The sequence below is a fragment of the Staphylococcus sp. HL28 genome (genome assembly GCF_021117155.1).
GTDB lineage: Bacteria > Bacillota > Bacilli > Staphylococcales > Staphylococcaceae > Staphylococcus > Staphylococcus warneri.
The window spans coordinates 963,758-978,586 of sequence record NZ_CP088218.1 but is presented as its reverse complement, the minus strand read 5'-3'; the positions used below and the strand labels follow the sequence as shown (position 1 = coordinate 978,586).

The window sequence follows — 14,829 nt, the reverse complement described above, 5'->3', positions numbered from 1 at the left end:
ATTCGATGTCAAAGGACTAAAGGAGATTGTTATGTCAAAGAAAGAAAAAACAAGTTCCAAATTCCTTAACTCTGCAAAAGAATACGAAGAGCATAAGGATGACAAAAATAGTGATAATAAAATTAAAGTAGACCGTACATATATTGAACCTCAAGAATTTCAATCTAAGGAACCTAAGAAAGACAATCAAGTTTTCTTCTTATCGAGATTGAACAAACCTGCCAAATATACAAAGGATTCAAATTTCTTTTCATATTTAGTTTATAGAATTGGTAAAGATGACGCTTCAGGGTTAGCAGCACAAATGACGTATCATTTCGTTCTTGCGATGTTCCCTATGCTAATTTTCTTATTAACATTGTTACCATTCTTTAATATTGACCAAAGTCAAATTACAAGCATGTTAAGCAGTGCTCCATCTGAAACATCATCAATCATAAAAGGTGTTATTGGCGATGTAACGAAGAACTCAAGTGGTGGCTTACTATCTGTCGGGTTGATCTTAGCAATTTGGTCAGCTTCAAACGGTATGACCGCAATTATGAACTCGTTCAACGTTGCGTACGATGTTGAGGATAGTCGTAATGGCATTTTACTAAAACTTCTAAGTGTTGTATTTACAGTTGTAATGGGCGTTGTATTTGCTGTCGCAATGGCTCTACCAACATTAGGTTCTGCAATAAGTCATTACTTATTTGGACCATTAGGCTTAGATTCAGAAGTGAAATGGATATTCAATTTAATAAGAGTGGTATTACCACTTATCATCATTTTAGTTTTATTTATCGTACTCTATTCAGTAGCACCTAATGTAAAAACAAAAATTCTATCTGTATTGCCAGGTGCTATTTTTACTTCTATCATTTGGTTATTAGGATCATTTGCATTTGGTTGGTATATTTCTAACTTTGGTAATTATTCTAAAACGTATGGTAGTATCGCAGGTATCATTATTTTATTAATTTGGTTATACTTAACAAGTTTTATCATTATTATAGGCGCAGAAATTAATGCGATTATTCACCAACGTCATGTGATTAAAGGTGAAACACCAGAAGAAGCTGCATTGAAACATGATGATAATAACCAAAACCATTACAACGAAGATACAACATATGAATATAATGATCATCGTGAAATTGGTAAAGATGAAGATTATAATATTGATAAAGATGCTAAAGACAAGTATCAAGAAGATCAAAGTACGATAAAAGATAAAATCGTTAATAAAATTAAAAATAATGATTCTGAAGATAAACATTCTTAATCATTAAATTAAAGGCCAAGTGGAATTGATAAACATCATCCACCTGGCCTTTTTATAATTATTGAATTAAGTTATGTTGGAAAGCATAAATGACTGCTTGTGTTCTATCTTGAACTTCCAATTTACTTAGAATATTACTTACATGTGTTTTGACTGTTTTTATTGTGATATGAGATGCACTAGCGATCTCTTGATTGGAATAGCCTTTAGCAATTAACAATAAAATCTCCATTTCTCTTTCTGTTAGCATTTCGTATAGCTCAGCGCGTTTTTTCATTCTGTTACGCATTTTAACCAGTACCTCTGGTTCAAACACCGATTCACCATTATATGTTTTACGAACCGCTTCTGCAATATCACTAGCACTTGTAGTCTTTAATATATAACTATCTACACCAGCATCTAGAGCTCGATACACTTCTTTATCTTCAATGAAACTTGTAAGCATCACTACTTTGATGTGAGGTAAATCCTTTTTTATTTCTGTTGTCGCTTCTACCCCATCCATATCATCCATCAGTAAGTCCATTAGAATTAAATCTGGTTGTAACTCATGTGCCTTAGCAATTGCATCTTTCCCAGACTCTCCTTCTCCCACTACTTCAATGTCAGATTGAGTTGATAAGTAACTTGATATACCTATTCTAACCATCTCATGGTCATCTACAAATAATACTTTAATCGCCATACGAATCCTCCTTGTTTAATGGTGCTTTAACTTCAATACGTGTACCAGAGTCTGGTAATGATACGATATGGAATGTGGCACCAATTTCTAGTGCACGTTCACGCATATTCTTTAATCCATAGCTTTGTTCAAGTTTCTCATCTACATTAAAACCTTTACCATTATCTTGTATACGTAAAAGTAGATAATCTTGCTTATTAAATAATTCAACCGTTACTCTTGTACCATTAGAATGTCTCAAAGTATTTGAAATTGCTTCTTGTGTGATTCTGAATAAATGATCTTCTATTCCTTTTGGTACTTTAAATTCTTGGATTTCATGGACTACTTTCATTGGTACTTTCTTTTGAAGGTCAATGACTAAATCTTTAATACCTTCACCTAATGATTTATCTTTTAATCCTAGTGGTCTTAAATGAAGTAACAATGCTCTCATTTCAAGTTGTGAATCTTGAATCATTTTTTCAAGAACGGGTATTTGTTGATCTAATGGTGGTTCTAACTGTGTTTCTTTTATTGCTGATAACATCATACTTGCTGCAAATAATTGTTGGCTTACAGAATCATGCAATTCCCTAGCTAAGCGTTGTCGCTCATCTTCAATAATTTTTTTAACTTTAACATCATTCATATTATAATTTTCGTTAGTTAAATTTTGTGTTTTCATTCTTAATCGATGTAACTCTTGATTTAATGGAACGAGTGTGTGATATATTTCCAACGTCTCGCTATACAATTCAATATTTTGGTCATTAATTCCAACAGTTTCCCCTTCAATTGATCGCTCAATTTGAGTTTTAATCCAATCATTCTGTTGATTAATTTTATATGCTAAAACTGACCCTACTATAATACATAATAATATAACTATAATATTTAAAAATAAGAACACTGGAATACCGAAAATTTGTGTATAAAACATGCCTTGAAAGTAAATGATGTTGACAAAAACTTTATCAATAAATAAGAACGCCGTTAACATACTATATATCAATATCAGCATAGACCCAATAGCTCTTATATAGTGGTTCATCTATATATCACCTCTACGTCGCCAATAAATGTTGATACATAGACATTAACAGTATAATTTTCTTCTTTTGTCTTTTCTTCAACATGAATATTATTATTCTCTATCTTATATGATTTTTCATTAATATTGGCTGAACCATAAAATGCAGTAGCATGGATATTAATATTATAATTTAATGGCACAATCACTTGAACTTTACCTAATATATGTCTAACAACAATTGTATTGTTATCTTTAATATTCGCGGCTTTAGTTAAATCAATATGAATATCCCCAATTCCATGTTGTATTTGAACATCTTCCCACTTATATACGTATACGGGTGTACGTTGCTCACCAAACCATTTCTGTTTAATAAATGCTGGCGACGTAACTTCTTCTTCAGTTGCTGTTACTTTTAAAGGTTTAAATTTATAAATTAAGTACCTTACTATTAATATCAATAAAAATATAAACAATATGATAATCGTATATTTATTAGATAATAAAGTGAAGGCAATTAATAAAGTACCAATCCAAAAGGATAACAACCCTCGTACTTTATGAAAATAAATATATCCTACATAGACAAGTACGCATCCTAAAAGTAAAACGAGTAAAAAACCTATTTTTTCGAAGAATATATAATAAAAATTAGCAATAATCATTAATGCTGTAAAAACTATCAACAATTCTGTTGATATATATTTATGTGTCATGATTCGCCACCTTTCTATGCCACAGCACTCATATAATGAATTAAATGACATTCTTTTTCGATCGTCATTTTTTCTTTTGCTTGTTCACTTATTTTGGTCTCAATTTGAGCACAATATGCTTCAATTTGATTTAAATTATTTCTTAATGACGCAATTTCATTATCATGTACCTCTTCTGCACATCGAATATTATATAAATCTGCGATATCTATATATTTATTTTCTAATGCTAAAGAAATACTGTCAATTAACTTTTTAAGTTGCATTCGCTTTTCGTTTAAATAAGCTATATAATCTTCAATATCTTTCAATCTTTTGTCTAATTTCATTTTATAATCATCAATATTGTATCGTAATGATGTTTTAAATATTTTATTTAAGTAAATCTCCATGTAATTCATAGAACCACCTCACCCTTGATTAGGTTCTATTATAAAACAATTCCGAAACCATCTGTAATAGGCTCCGGAACCATATCTTGTTAGTCCTTTAGTCCTAGTCTAAGTAAAATGAATATCTTTACTATCTAAAGGATGAATATTCTTTAATCTTCAATTTTAGTTGTTAATAAAGGACCATCTTTGGTAACAATAACAGTATGTTCTATTTGCGCAACATAGCTTTTATCTCTTGTTTCAAATGCCCATTCATTTTTACCTTCAGTCACAAATGTTGCTTTAGATGAAATAAATGGTTCTACTGCAATAACAAGTCCTTCTTTTAGAAGTGTTTTATCTTTAGGATCATAGTAGTTCATGACATGATTAGGTGCTTCATGTAATGATTGACCAACCCCATGACCTGTTAGATTTTTAATAACTGTTAAATCATTTTGACGTGCTGTTGCGTGTACAGCTTTACCAATATTACTCAATTTTGTACCTGGTTTTACTTTAGCCATTGCATTTTCAAATGCCATCGTCGCAACATCACAAACTTTTTGCTTCATTGGATCACTTGCTTCTCCTACCACAAATGAAATGCCTGTATCTGCATAATAACCATTTTTCAATGCAGAAACGTCAATATTAACTAAATCACCTTCACGAATCACACGTTTTCCAGGTATGCCATGTGCTACTTCTTCATTGACACTAATACATGTCTGACCTGGAAAATTCTCATCATGAATGGGTGCTGAAATCGCATCATGTTCTTCGAATAAGACTTTAGCAATATTGTCTAACTCTTTTGTCGTAATTCCTGGTTTAGTCTCAGCTTGCATTGTGTCTCTTACTTTTGCACAAATATAGCCAATTTCTTTTAAAGCTTGTAATTCATCATCTGTTTTTACAATCATTTTTATCCCGTTCCTTTTTATTTATTATTCTATCTTATTATAGCAAAAAATTTTTGATATACTAAATATGAATGCATTGAAATGACTTTATTTTGTTTGATTAAGAAAGAGAATTTGTAAAACCGTAACTCGTTTTAAAAATTCCCTTTTCAAGGGGGACAACATTTTGAATGAAAAATGGTATAAAAATCTTATTGGTGCACGCACTATCAAGACAGGTTTAGCTACATTCTTTACGACTGTCTTTTGTATGCTATTAAATCTCACACCAATATTTGCCATATTAACTGCTATAGTAACAATAGAACCTACTGCTAAAGCCTCAATCAAAAAAGGCTATCGCCGTTTACCTGCTACAGTTATTGGTGCATTATTTGCAGTTGTATTTACATATATATTTGGCGACCAATCACCATTTGCTTATGCATTGAGTGCAACATTGACGATTTTAGCTTGTACTAAACTCAATTTGCAAGTAGGTACAACAGTGGCAGTATTAACGTCAGTTGCGATGATACCAGGTATACATGAAGCGTATGTATTTAACTTCTTTTCACGTTTATTAACTGCCTTAATTGGATTAGTTACAGCAGGTCTAGTCAATTTTATGATATTACCACCTAAATATTATAATCAGTTAGAAGATCATCTTTATGACTCTGAAGAAAAAATGTACGCCTTATTTAATCAACGGTGTCATGAATTGTTACTTGGTCGATTTCAGTCTGATAAAAGTAATAAAAAGATTATTCAAATCAGTAATTTAAACCAGAAAATCGATATGCTAACTGGCTATCAACGTGATGAGCTCACTTATCATCAGAACAAGGCTGATGATTGGAAAAAGCTAAATAAATTAACGAATAGAGCTTATACTAATCGTTTACTGATGACCCATTTAGCGAACATTATTTATTTACCTAAAGATGCACATGTATTCTTTACACCTGAAGAAAAAATGGCAATTCTAAAAATCAGTACAAGTATTAGCCAAATTCTATGTGATGGTACATTTAAACGTGAACGAAAATCCGCTTCAACACTAAAATCATCAGTGAAGCAGCTAGAAGAATTTGATCAAAATCAAATTAAAAGTCACCTTATTTATGAAATATTGTTAATCTATAAAATATTAGATCATCGTTATGCTTAAGTATTGTCAAATATAAGAAAGAAGAGGTTGCGACTCGTTATAAAAGTCGCAACCTCTTCTTTTAAATTATTTACTTTTATTTGCACGATCTATTAAAACTTGTTTGGCTGCTTCTTCTTCAGTATTATCTAATTCTTTTGGTTCAAATGGGATGCCTTTTCTTTCGCAAGCTTTCTCCAATAAATAATCAGTTACTTCATGGTTTTTAGGTAAAATTGGACCATGTAAATAAGTTCCTAGTAAATTCTTATAGTGGATCCCCTCTTTACGATCCGTATCATTATTACCATAGCCATGTGTCACTCGACCTAGGGTACCAAATTGGTGATAAGTTCTTCCCCCGTGATTTTCAAAACCAACAATTGTCCCGAACGTATCACTTTCGATAATGATATCACCAGTTAATCGGTCTTCTCTTGATTCAGTATAGAAATCTAAAATACCTAACCCATCTAACTCTGTACCATCTGGTGTAATATATTTAGTTCCTAGAAATTGATATCCGCCACAAATAGTTAATCCAGGCATTCCATCCTCGATAGCTTCTTTTAAAGGCGTTTTAATTTTACTTAATTGTTTTGTAGCAAGTGATTGTTCACGGTCACTACCACCGCCAATAAAGAAGATGTCACAATCATCAAATGTTACACCCTCTGTTTCATTAATTTCTACCACATTCACTTTAATGTTTCTTTTTTTAGCTCTTATTTTTAAGGCGATAATATTGCCAATATCACTATATAAATTTAATTTATCGGACATAAAATGATAAATCGTTAATTCGTGCTTCATTATGATTGTCCTCCTTCAAAAGAACGATTCAATTGTTCGAGCATCGGTGATAATGAAGTATAGTTTGGAATCGCTACTGTAAACCCTGTAAAGTCCATTGTTTTAGCAGTTGCTTTATATATATCTCTTTCGAGGATTACAGGTACATCCACTTCAGCTAATTTTAATCTTAGTTGTAATTCTTCAGCACGATTACCTGTAACAATAATAGCTTCAATATCTTGATTACTCAATTTTTCAAAGTCCGCATCATAGATCCATGACGTATCTCTACCATCTGCAGCATTGTCATTTAAACTAATAACATATACTTTACGTCCTTCTAATTGTTCACCTACTGATAAACTTGCATTCATCCCAGCTGGGTTTTTAGCTAAATTAATCATCGCTTCTTTTTGATTTAATGAAAAATATTGCATACGGCCATTGTCAGATGTATAAGTTTCAAATCCTTTTTGAATAGAAGCATCATTTAATCCTAATTCTCTTAATACTGTATAGGCTGCAAGTGCGTTGTATGCATTAAAATCACCAGCAATTTTCATATTAAATGTGGCATCTCCTATATTTAATTTAAGGAATGGTGATGTTTCGAAGGAAGATACTTCATATTTAGGTTGTTCACGTTTGAAGCCACATTCACAATGATAATGTCCAATTTGATTATAATGTATGTAATCATATTTAAGTAAACGGCCACAATTTGGACAATATCTACTTTCATTCATTGTACTTTGTTCAAATTCATGAGCATGTGCTTTCATGCCATAGTAAATACGAGTCTCACTTGCTATTTTAAGTCGACTTACAAACGGATCATCCGCGTTTAATAATAATTTTATACCTTTATCACTAATTGATTTAGCAATATTATTTACCATAATATCAATTTCACCAAAACGGTCCATTTGATCTCTAAAGAAGTTGGTAAATACCATCATAGATGGCGTTACTTCTTTAAGTACTCTCGGTATAGAGCCTTCGTCTATTTCAATAATGGCGATTTTAGTTTGCTTTGTTGTTTGCATAATAAAGGCAGACGTAATACCTGCTGCCATATTAGCACCTTCATTATTATGAATAATATCAATTTGATTAGCCTTTAATGTATGTCCAATTAAGTTAGATGTTGTTGTTTTCCCGTTTGTACCACTTATGAAGACAATATCATCAACTTGTTCTGATAATTTTCTTAATATATTTTGATCCACTCTACGTGCGATTTGACCTGGTAAGTCAGTTCCATTTTTACCCACGGCTCTACTTGCCTTGCGCGCTAACTTCGCTAAATGGGTTGCAGTCCATTGTCTCATTTGTTTCCTCCCTATTACTATTCACTCGCATAATTATAACATGCAGAGGGTATAACTAAAAAGATTCTCAATTAAAAAGATAAAAATGCACTCCAGATTATAATAATTATTATTTACGAATGAGAATAAATTTGTTATACTCAATTTAGTCAACAGAGAAAGAAAATGAAAATTTTCATATGAGGTGAATATTATGTTAAACAAAGAATTATTAGAAGCATTAAATGAACAAATGAATCACGAGTATTTTGCTGCTCACACATATATGGCTATGGCATCTTATTGCGATTCTCAATCTTACGAAGGATTTGCAAACTTCTACATTCAACAAGCTAAAGAAGAAAGATTCCATGGTAAAAAAATCTATGATTATATAAATGATCGTGGGGGTCATGCAAAATTCACTGCATTACCAGCACCTAAAGTAGACTTCAGTTCTATATTAGAAACATTTAAAGATGGTCTAGCTCAAGAACAAGATGTTACAAAACGTTTCTACAATTTATCAGAAATTGCACATAAAGATAAAGATTATGCGACAATTTCATTCTTAAACTGGTTCTTAGACGAACAAGTTGAGGAAGAATCAATGTTCGAAACTCATATTGATTACTTAAATCGTATTGGTGACGACTGTAACACTTTATATTTATATGAAAAAGAATTAGCTTCTCGTACATTTGACGAAGAATAATTCAAAATAACTCGTTAGATCACTGATCATCGACAGATGGACTGTCAATTAACCTAAAAAGGTAATTGATAGTCTTTTTTGTTGATTTTCAAACATATTTTTTCCATACACATTTCCAAATAAGAAAGGTTATAAGTGTTAACCCTTTCCCTTTTACTATCCATTATCGCTTTGATATATTAAAATATATTTTATGATCATAGATAGAAAGGAGCGATACAATGAGTGAGAATGCATTTGTTGCATTAGACTTTGAAACTGCTAATGGAAAACGTACTAGCATCTGTTCAGTAGGTATGGTTAAAGTCATTGATAATCAAATTACAGAATCTTTTCATACGCTAGTGAATCCAAATGATTATTTTTCTGAACAAAATATTAATGTACATGGTATACACCCAGAAGATGTAGTATCTGCTCCCAATTTTTCATATGTATATCCTTATATGATGCAGTTTATTGATCAACTTCCAGTCGTTGCGCATAATGCTGCATTTGATATGAATGTACTCCACCAAAGTATTCAAGACATTGGGCTTGAAACACCTCATCTTACTTATTTTTGTTCATATCAATTAGCTAAACGAACTGTACAATCACATCGATATGGCTTAAAACACATGATGGACTATTATCAGCTAGATTTCCATGGACATCATGACGCGTTGAATGATGCGAAAGCTTGTGCAATGATCACATATAGATTATTAAAACATTACGATGATTTACCAAGCATGCTCAATATCTATGGTAAAGATTTAAAAGATAAAGGCTAATAATGTAGTTATTATCTAACATTACTAGCCTTATATAAAATCATATATAGTCATATTGCGATAAGCTGATTGTTCTAGGTTACCTACTGTAACACCTATTAATCGTATCGGTACATCAGGATCTTTCAAATCAGTATAAAGTGAATAGGCAAGATTATAAATATCTGTTTCTGAATTAACTGGATCCCTTAAACTGGTTTGCTTTGATAATGTCTCAAATTGATAGGTTTTAATTTTAACCGTAACGGTTTTACCTGATTTTTGTAATTTATTTAATCTTTCCGCCGTTTTTCCGGATAATTCCCAAACCTTTCTTAAAATCTCATCATCATCATTAACATCTGTCGCAAAAGTACGTTCTGTTCCAACAGATTTTCGTATACGGGTCGATTTCACCTCATTATGGTCAATACCTCTTGCTTTATTGTATAAACCCCTACCTCTTTTTCCAAATAAACGTATTAATTCAAATTCATCCTTATTATATAAATCTTGGCCATTAAAAATTTGATTATCATGCATGACCTTTTCAGATGCTTTTCCAACACCTGGAAATTCACCAATATCCAAATTCATTAAAATATCATGTACATTATTATAATCTATCACTGTAAGGCCATTAGGTTTATTCATACCACTTGCCAATTTCGCTAAAAATTTATTATAAGATACTCCCGCTGACGCTGTTAATTCAGTTTGTTCTAATATATCTCTTCGTATAAAATTAGCTATTTTAGAAGCTGGTAAATCAGGTCTCACTAGATGTGTAATGTCTAAATAAGCTTCGTCTAAAGATAATGGTTCTACAATTTCAGTATAGCTGCGAAATATGTCCATAATTTTCTTAGAAGCTTCTCTATAAGCATCAAAGCGGCTCGTTACATAATAACCATTAGGACATAGTTTATGTGCTTGTGACATAGGCATGGCCGAATGTACACCATATTTTCTAGCTTCATAAGATGCTGTAGAAACGACACCCCTGTTACTTGCCTTTCCTCCAACAATAACCGGCTTCCCTTTTAGTTTCGGATTATCTCTCATTTCAACCTGCGCAAAAAAGTAATCCATGTCGATGTGAATAATTCTTCTCTCTTCCATTGTTTCACCACACTTTCATTTTTTAGTTTTATCTTACTTTTATTATGAACTACATCGTTACTAAAGTAACGAGTTTCTAGGAACACTCATGACTTGATTTACTTATTTCAAAGTAAACCAGTGGTCTAAGCTATTTGACTAAGGCTTGTCCCAAGCCTACATTTCTTATATTTTTCGCTGCGTTAATATCTCTATCATGCAAAGTATGACATGATGGGCAACGCCATTGGCGTATATCTAATGTCTTTTTACCACTATCATGACCACAATTAGAACAAAATTGTGACGTTTTATAAGGATTGACACAATGTAACTGTTTGCCGTATCGTTCACACTTATATTTTAATATTGTTTTAAATTGATGCCATGATTGTGAGGCAATACTGCGTGCTAAGTGATGATTTTTTAACAGATTAAATGTTTTCAAATCTTCAATGACAATCACATCATAAGTTTCAACTAAATCTGTTGTGATTTTATGAATATAGTCTTTCCGTGTATGAGCTATTTTTTCATGAATACGTGCTACTTGTTGGCGTGCTTTTTGATAGTTTTTTGCTTCTGACAGTGATTTACCTTCAGCTTTCGCTTTCATTCGGCGTCTAGCCACACATTTTTCCCAAACATGTAACTGTTTTTGGTATTTTAAGTGTAATTTTTGTGATCGATACTTGTGACCATCAGATGTAATCGCAAAATCAGAGACACCTAAATCAATACCAACGGTTTGATTCGTTTTAGGTAAAGTTTGATTTTCACTTGTGACTAAAACAGACATTATATATTTACCGCTCGGTTTTTGTTTAATAGTAACTGATTTGATACGTTCATTTTCAATATGAGGTACACTGATTTTACACTTGACCCAACCTAATTTAGGGAGTTTCACATAACGTTGATTGTGGTTGAATCGAATATTATTCCCTCTTATTGTACTTAAATAAGATTGTGATGTTTGTTTTCTTGATTTAAATTTAGGATAACGACAAAGCCCTTTAAAAAAACGATCAAACGTTTCAGATAATGTTTTAACTGAACATTGAATCGCTACACTGTCTACATCTTTTAACCAAGGATATTCCCGTTTTAACTGAGGGATTAAGGAAGATAGTTTTGAATAAGATAACATTTTAAGGTTAGGATTATTTTGATATCGTTCTTTTAACATACCTAACATTTGATTCCAAATGAATCGTGTATGACCAAAAGTCATTTGTATCAGTTCAGCTTGTTTTTGATTTGGATAGATTTTACATTCGATTCCTTTATACATATGTATCACCTCCATTTATACTTATATGATAACACACATATGACTTTGTTTAAAATGATGTTAAGTGTTATTATTAAAGTGTTAAAGGAGGTTACATATGATTGTAAAGACAAGAACGAATGTGTATGATTTTAATTTTCATCTTGTATGGGTGACTAAGTATCGTGCTTCAGTTTTTGATACGGATTTAAAGCGTAATGAGATGAAACGTATACTTCAAAATATATCCAATCGTTACGATATCACTATTCAAGAAATCGAAGTGATGCCAGATCATATTCATATGTTATTAAGTTTCAATCCCAAACATGCTCCAAGTTCAATTGTTAAGACGCTCAAAGGACGCTCTGCAAGAGAATGGTTTCAACAATTTCCCGAAACGAAACAACAACTATGGAATGGTCATTTATGGTCACCTAGTTTTTTCATGTCGACACTTGGCAACATGTCTAAAGATGTTGTCGCACAATACATTCAAAATCAATTGACAGAGTTTAATGCAGGTCGCCCAAGACAATGATTCATCTCGGTACTCAAGTACCGAGTTTTCTCATTTGGCGACCACTAATAAAATGTATGACGTTGATTCACGAATTTCATGCTCTTAAATTTAGGCATTAAAAGAAGCCACCTTCTCTTTTAAAGAAAGATGACTTATTATGATTGATTATTCTTGATTCATTTGACTTGGTTTATGTTGATATAGATATAATCCTTCATCATATTTTTGAATATATTTAAAATTACTAGCAAGTGCTAACGACACTAATAAAACATCAAGCACGCAATAGCCAATATGAATACTAAACATAAATATCAACGAGGAATATGCATATGTCTTAATTAGTACAAGTAAAAGTGAACTTATTAATACAAGAGGCGCTAACATGATTGTGCTAAATTGCCATCTGTTAAAGCAAGTTTCAGTAAATTGTAGTAACATTGTTCCCTTTTTATATTTCATTTTAGGCTTTTCACCTTTAGAAAATAAAATAAATAATACACGATGTATCATCTCATGTATGATTAATAAAACTAAAAAGCCAGCGAAACCATAAACTAAGTTCATAATAATATTTTGTTCTATAATATGTGTCACAGTATAAGCCCATTTATATGTAAATAATATGACAAACATAATTAAAACAATTTGCATTAATACAAAGCGACGAATATTAATTTTATGTGGAAACAAATCAATTTTATGCACAACCAACCCTCCATTTATCTCTAAAATCAACTTCAGTATACATTGTTTATGATTGATACTAAAGGTATTTTCAAGAAAGTAAGTTGCTTGTAATATAATTTTAATAATCGTCTTGTTTTAGCAATCAACTTCTTCAAATATCTCGGCAAACGATATTATTTTCTTTCAAATAATGCCACTGTTTCAATATGCGTTGTTTGCGGGAACATATCAACAGGTGTTATTTCTTTTAAATCATATTGATGATTAAGTATGTGTGCATCACGTTGTTGCGTAGACGGATTACATGATATATATACAATTCGTTTAGGATTAAGTTCTAATAATGTTTCTAAGAACGTTTCATCGCAACCCTTTCTTGGTGGATCGACCATAACAACATCTGGTCTTATTCCTTCTGCTTTCCATTTTAAAATAACTTCTTCAGCTTTCCCACAGACAAAAGTTGTATTTTCTAATTGGTTTATAGTCGCATTTCGATTTGCATCTTTAATCGCAGATGATACCACTTCGACACCATAAACGTGTTTAGCATTTCTAGCCATGTACAAACCAATTGTTCCGATACCACAGTATGTATCAAGAACAATTTCATTACCTGTTAATTGGGCATAATCTAATGCTTGTTGATATAATTTTTCTGTTTGATGTGAATTTATTTGATAGAATGATTGATCACTAATATTGAAAGTGATTTCGCTTAATTGATCTTCGATTTCTTCTTCACCATAAATCGTCATGGAGTGACGTCCCATGATCACATTTGAATGCGCATCATTAATATTTTGTTTAATACTTGTGATATTGGGATATTTTCGAACTAGTGCATCTACCATAGATTCAGCTTGTTTGAATGCCTTACCATTAGTCACTAATATAATCATTAATTGATTCGTATAATGTCCTGTTCTCACTACTAAATGACGAAGTAATCCTTTTTTAGTCTTTTCATTATAAATACTTATATTTAAATCCGATATAAGTTGTTTAACATCGTTCATCACTTGTTGATGTTGTTGATCTTGAATTAAACAACTATCCATATCAATGATGTCATGACTTCGTTGACGATAAAACCCCATTATGGGTAACTGATCCTTACTTAAACCAACTGGAATTTGGGATTTATTTCTATATCGCCAAGGGTCTTCCATGCCAACAACATCTTTGATAACTGTATTTGTAAATTTTGCTTTTCTATGGAATAAATTAACTACCTGTTCTTTTTTCATATTGAGTTGTGCTTGATAAGACATATGCTGAAGTTGGCATCCCCCGCACTTATAATAATATATACATGGCGGCTCTACTCTAGCATCACTTTCAGTAATCACTTTTATTAATTTTCCAATTGCAAAGTTTTTCTTTACTTTAATCACTTTATATTCGATCGTCTCGTCTATTAACGTATTTGGGATAAATATCGGATATCTATCAATTTTTACAACGCCATGGCCTTCATGTGTTAAATCTACAACCTGGCCTGTTAGTACATCATTTTTCTTCAATGTTTCCACTTTATTTCCCCCAC

16 protein-coding genes are annotated in these 14,829 nt (G+C 31.7%); 5 read left to right on the top strand and 11 right to left on the bottom strand.

Annotated features, from left to right (window positions below):
- Window positions 1-31: 31 nt before the first annotated feature.
- Window positions 32-1,267, top strand: a complete 1,236-nt coding sequence (locus LPC11_RS04695; RefSeq protein ID WP_023373114.1) for a YihY/virulence factor BrkB family protein — start codon at window positions 32-34, stop codon at window positions 1,265-1,267.
- 58 nt (window positions 1,268-1,325) lie between these two features.
- Here the strand turns inward: LPC11_RS04695 and vraR are convergent, their stop codons facing one another.
- The 5 genes from vraR to map form a co-directional block, all read right to left on the bottom strand.
- Entirely contained in the window at window positions 1,326-1,955 is a 630-nt protein-coding gene (gene vraR / locus LPC11_RS04690) for a response regulator transcription factor VraR (protein ID WP_002466112.1), read from the bottom strand.
- Complete coding sequence (gene vraS, locus LPC11_RS04685) at window positions 1,945-2,988, bottom strand: sensor histidine kinase VraS (protein ID WP_002452288.1); 1,044 nt, start codon at window positions 2,986-2,988, stop codon at window positions 1,945-1,947. Before vraS ends, vraR begins: the two co-directional genes overlap by 11 nt.
- On the bottom strand, window positions 2,985-3,686 hold the full coding sequence (vraT, locus tag LPC11_RS04680) for a cell wall-active antibiotics response protein VraT (RefSeq protein WP_023373116.1): 702 nt from the start codon (window positions 3,684-3,686) through the stop codon (window positions 2,985-2,987). Before vraT ends, vraS begins: the two co-directional genes overlap by 4 nt.
- A gap of 14 nt (window positions 3,687-3,700) precedes the next feature.
- Window positions 3,701-4,087, bottom strand: a complete 387-nt coding sequence (locus LPC11_RS04675; protein ID WP_023373118.1) for a DUF2543 family protein — start codon at window positions 4,085-4,087, stop codon at window positions 3,701-3,703.
- A gap of 143 nt (window positions 4,088-4,230) precedes the next feature.
- Complete coding sequence (map, locus tag LPC11_RS04670; RefSeq protein ID WP_023373120.1) at window positions 4,231-4,986, bottom strand: type I methionyl aminopeptidase; 756 nt, start codon at window positions 4,984-4,986, stop codon at window positions 4,231-4,233.
- A 166-nt stretch (window positions 4,987-5,152) separates the two neighbouring features.
- On the opposite strand from map, the gene LPC11_RS04665 reads away from it, so the two are divergent.
- Window positions 5,153-6,139 (top strand): FUSC family protein, encoded by a 987-nt coding sequence (locus tag LPC11_RS04665; protein ID WP_023373122.1) that lies wholly within the window; start codon window positions 5,153-5,155, stop codon window positions 6,137-6,139.
- Window positions 6,140-6,205: 66 nt separating this feature from the next.
- On the opposite strand, the gene LPC11_RS04660 is transcribed toward LPC11_RS04665, so the two are convergent.
- Both LPC11_RS04660 and LPC11_RS04655 read right to left on the bottom strand, forming a co-directional pair.
- Entirely contained in the window at window positions 6,206-6,931 is a 726-nt protein-coding gene (locus LPC11_RS04660; protein WP_023373124.1) for a lipid II isoglutaminyl synthase subunit GatD, read from the bottom strand.
- The gene (locus LPC11_RS04655; protein ID WP_023373126.1) at window positions 6,931-8,244 is read right to left on the bottom strand and encodes a lipid II isoglutaminyl synthase subunit MurT; all 1,314 of its coding nucleotides are present in this window, start codon (window positions 8,242-8,244) and stop codon (window positions 6,931-6,933) included. Before LPC11_RS04655 ends, LPC11_RS04660 begins: the two co-directional genes overlap by 1 nt.
- A gap of 193 nt (window positions 8,245-8,437) precedes the next feature.
- On the opposite strand from LPC11_RS04655, the gene ftnA reads away from it, so the two are divergent.
- Complete coding sequence (ftnA, locus tag LPC11_RS04650) at window positions 8,438-8,938, top strand: ferritin (RefSeq protein ID WP_231307368.1); 501 nt, start codon at window positions 8,438-8,440, stop codon at window positions 8,936-8,938.
- A gap of 221 nt (window positions 8,939-9,159) precedes the next feature.
- Complete coding sequence (locus LPC11_RS04645; protein ID WP_023373130.1) at window positions 9,160-9,714, top strand: 3'-5' exonuclease; 555 nt, start codon at window positions 9,160-9,162, stop codon at window positions 9,712-9,714.
- A gap of 30 nt (window positions 9,715-9,744) precedes the next feature.
- On the opposite strand, the gene dinB is transcribed toward LPC11_RS04645, so the two are convergent.
- Together dinB and LPC11_RS04635 are read right to left on the bottom strand one after the other, a co-directional pair.
- Complete coding sequence (dinB, locus tag LPC11_RS04640) at window positions 9,745-10,815, bottom strand: DNA polymerase IV (RefSeq protein ID WP_104681698.1); 1,071 nt, start codon at window positions 10,813-10,815, stop codon at window positions 9,745-9,747.
- Between the two features lie 130 nt (window positions 10,816-10,945).
- Window positions 10,946-12,088 (bottom strand): RNA-guided endonuclease TnpB family protein, encoded by a 1,143-nt coding sequence (locus LPC11_RS04635; RefSeq protein ID WP_023373134.1) that lies wholly within the window; start codon window positions 12,086-12,088, stop codon window positions 10,946-10,948.
- A 97-nt stretch (window positions 12,089-12,185) separates the two neighbouring features.
- Between LPC11_RS04635 and tnpA the strand changes: the two genes are divergently transcribed.
- Window positions 12,186-12,608 carry an IS200/IS605 family transposase gene (gene tnpA / locus LPC11_RS04630; RefSeq protein WP_023373136.1) on the top strand — a complete coding sequence of 141 codons (423 nt, stop codon included), beginning with the start codon at window positions 12,186-12,188 and terminating at the stop codon, window positions 12,606-12,608.
- Window positions 12,609-12,755: 147 nt separating this feature from the next.
- On the opposite strand, the gene LPC11_RS04625 is transcribed toward tnpA, so the two are convergent.
- Both LPC11_RS04625 and rlmD read right to left on the bottom strand, forming a co-directional pair.
- A complete protein-coding gene (locus LPC11_RS04625; RefSeq protein ID WP_023373138.1) occupies window positions 12,756-13,298 on the bottom strand; it encodes a DUF3267 domain-containing protein in 543 nt (180 codons plus the stop codon).
- Between the two features lie 155 nt (window positions 13,299-13,453).
- Window positions 13,454-14,815 carry a 23S rRNA (uracil(1939)-C(5))-methyltransferase RlmD gene (gene rlmD / locus LPC11_RS04620; protein WP_041613609.1) on the bottom strand — a complete coding sequence of 454 codons (1,362 nt, stop codon included), beginning with the start codon at window positions 14,813-14,815 and terminating at the stop codon, window positions 13,454-13,456.
- Between the last annotated feature and the right edge of the window lie 14 nt (window positions 14,816-14,829).

Bases quoted from the DNA above. Each gene is read 5' to 3' on its own strand.
- tnpA (WP_023373136.1), top strand. From the start codon at position 12,186: ATGATTGTAAAGACAAGAACGAATGTGTATGATTTTAATTTTCATCTT.
- LPC11_RS04645 (WP_023373130.1), top strand. From the start codon at position 9,160: ATGAGTGAGAATGCATTTGTTGCATTAGACTTTGAAACTGCTAATGGA.
- LPC11_RS04655 (WP_023373126.1), bottom strand. From the start codon at position 8,244: ATGAGACAATGGACTGCAACCCATTTAGCGAAGTTAGCGCGCAAGGCA.
- vraT (WP_023373116.1), bottom strand. From the start codon at position 3,686: ATGACACATAAATATATATCAACAGAATTGTTGATAGTTTTTACAGCA.
- LPC11_RS04695 (WP_023373114.1), top strand. From the start codon at position 32: ATGTCAAAGAAAGAAAAAACAAGTTCCAAATTCCTTAACTCTGCAAAA.
- vraS (WP_002452288.1), bottom strand. From the start codon at position 2,988: ATGAACCACTATATAAGAGCTATTGGGTCTATGCTGATATTGATATAT.
- ftnA (WP_231307368.1), top strand. From the start codon at position 8,438: ATGTTAAACAAAGAATTATTAGAAGCATTAAATGAACAAATGAATCAC.
- LPC11_RS04635 (WP_023373134.1), bottom strand. From the start codon at position 12,088: ATGTATAAAGGAATCGAATGTAAAATCTATCCAAATCAAAAACAAGCT.
- LPC11_RS04675 (WP_023373118.1), bottom strand. From the start codon at position 4,087: ATGAATTACATGGAGATTTACTTAAATAAAATATTTAAAACATCATTA.
- vraR (WP_002466112.1), bottom strand. From the start codon at position 1,955: ATGGCGATTAAAGTATTATTTGTAGATGACCATGAGATGGTTAGAATA.
- LPC11_RS04660 (WP_023373124.1), bottom strand. From the start codon at position 6,931: ATGAAGCACGAATTAACGATTTATCATTTTATGTCCGATAAATTAAAT.
- dinB (WP_104681698.1), bottom strand. From the start codon at position 10,815: ATGGAAGAGAGAAGAATTATTCACATCGACATGGATTACTTTTTTGCG.
- map (WP_023373120.1), bottom strand. From the start codon at position 4,986: ATGATTGTAAAAACAGATGATGAATTACAAGCTTTAAAAGAAATTGGC.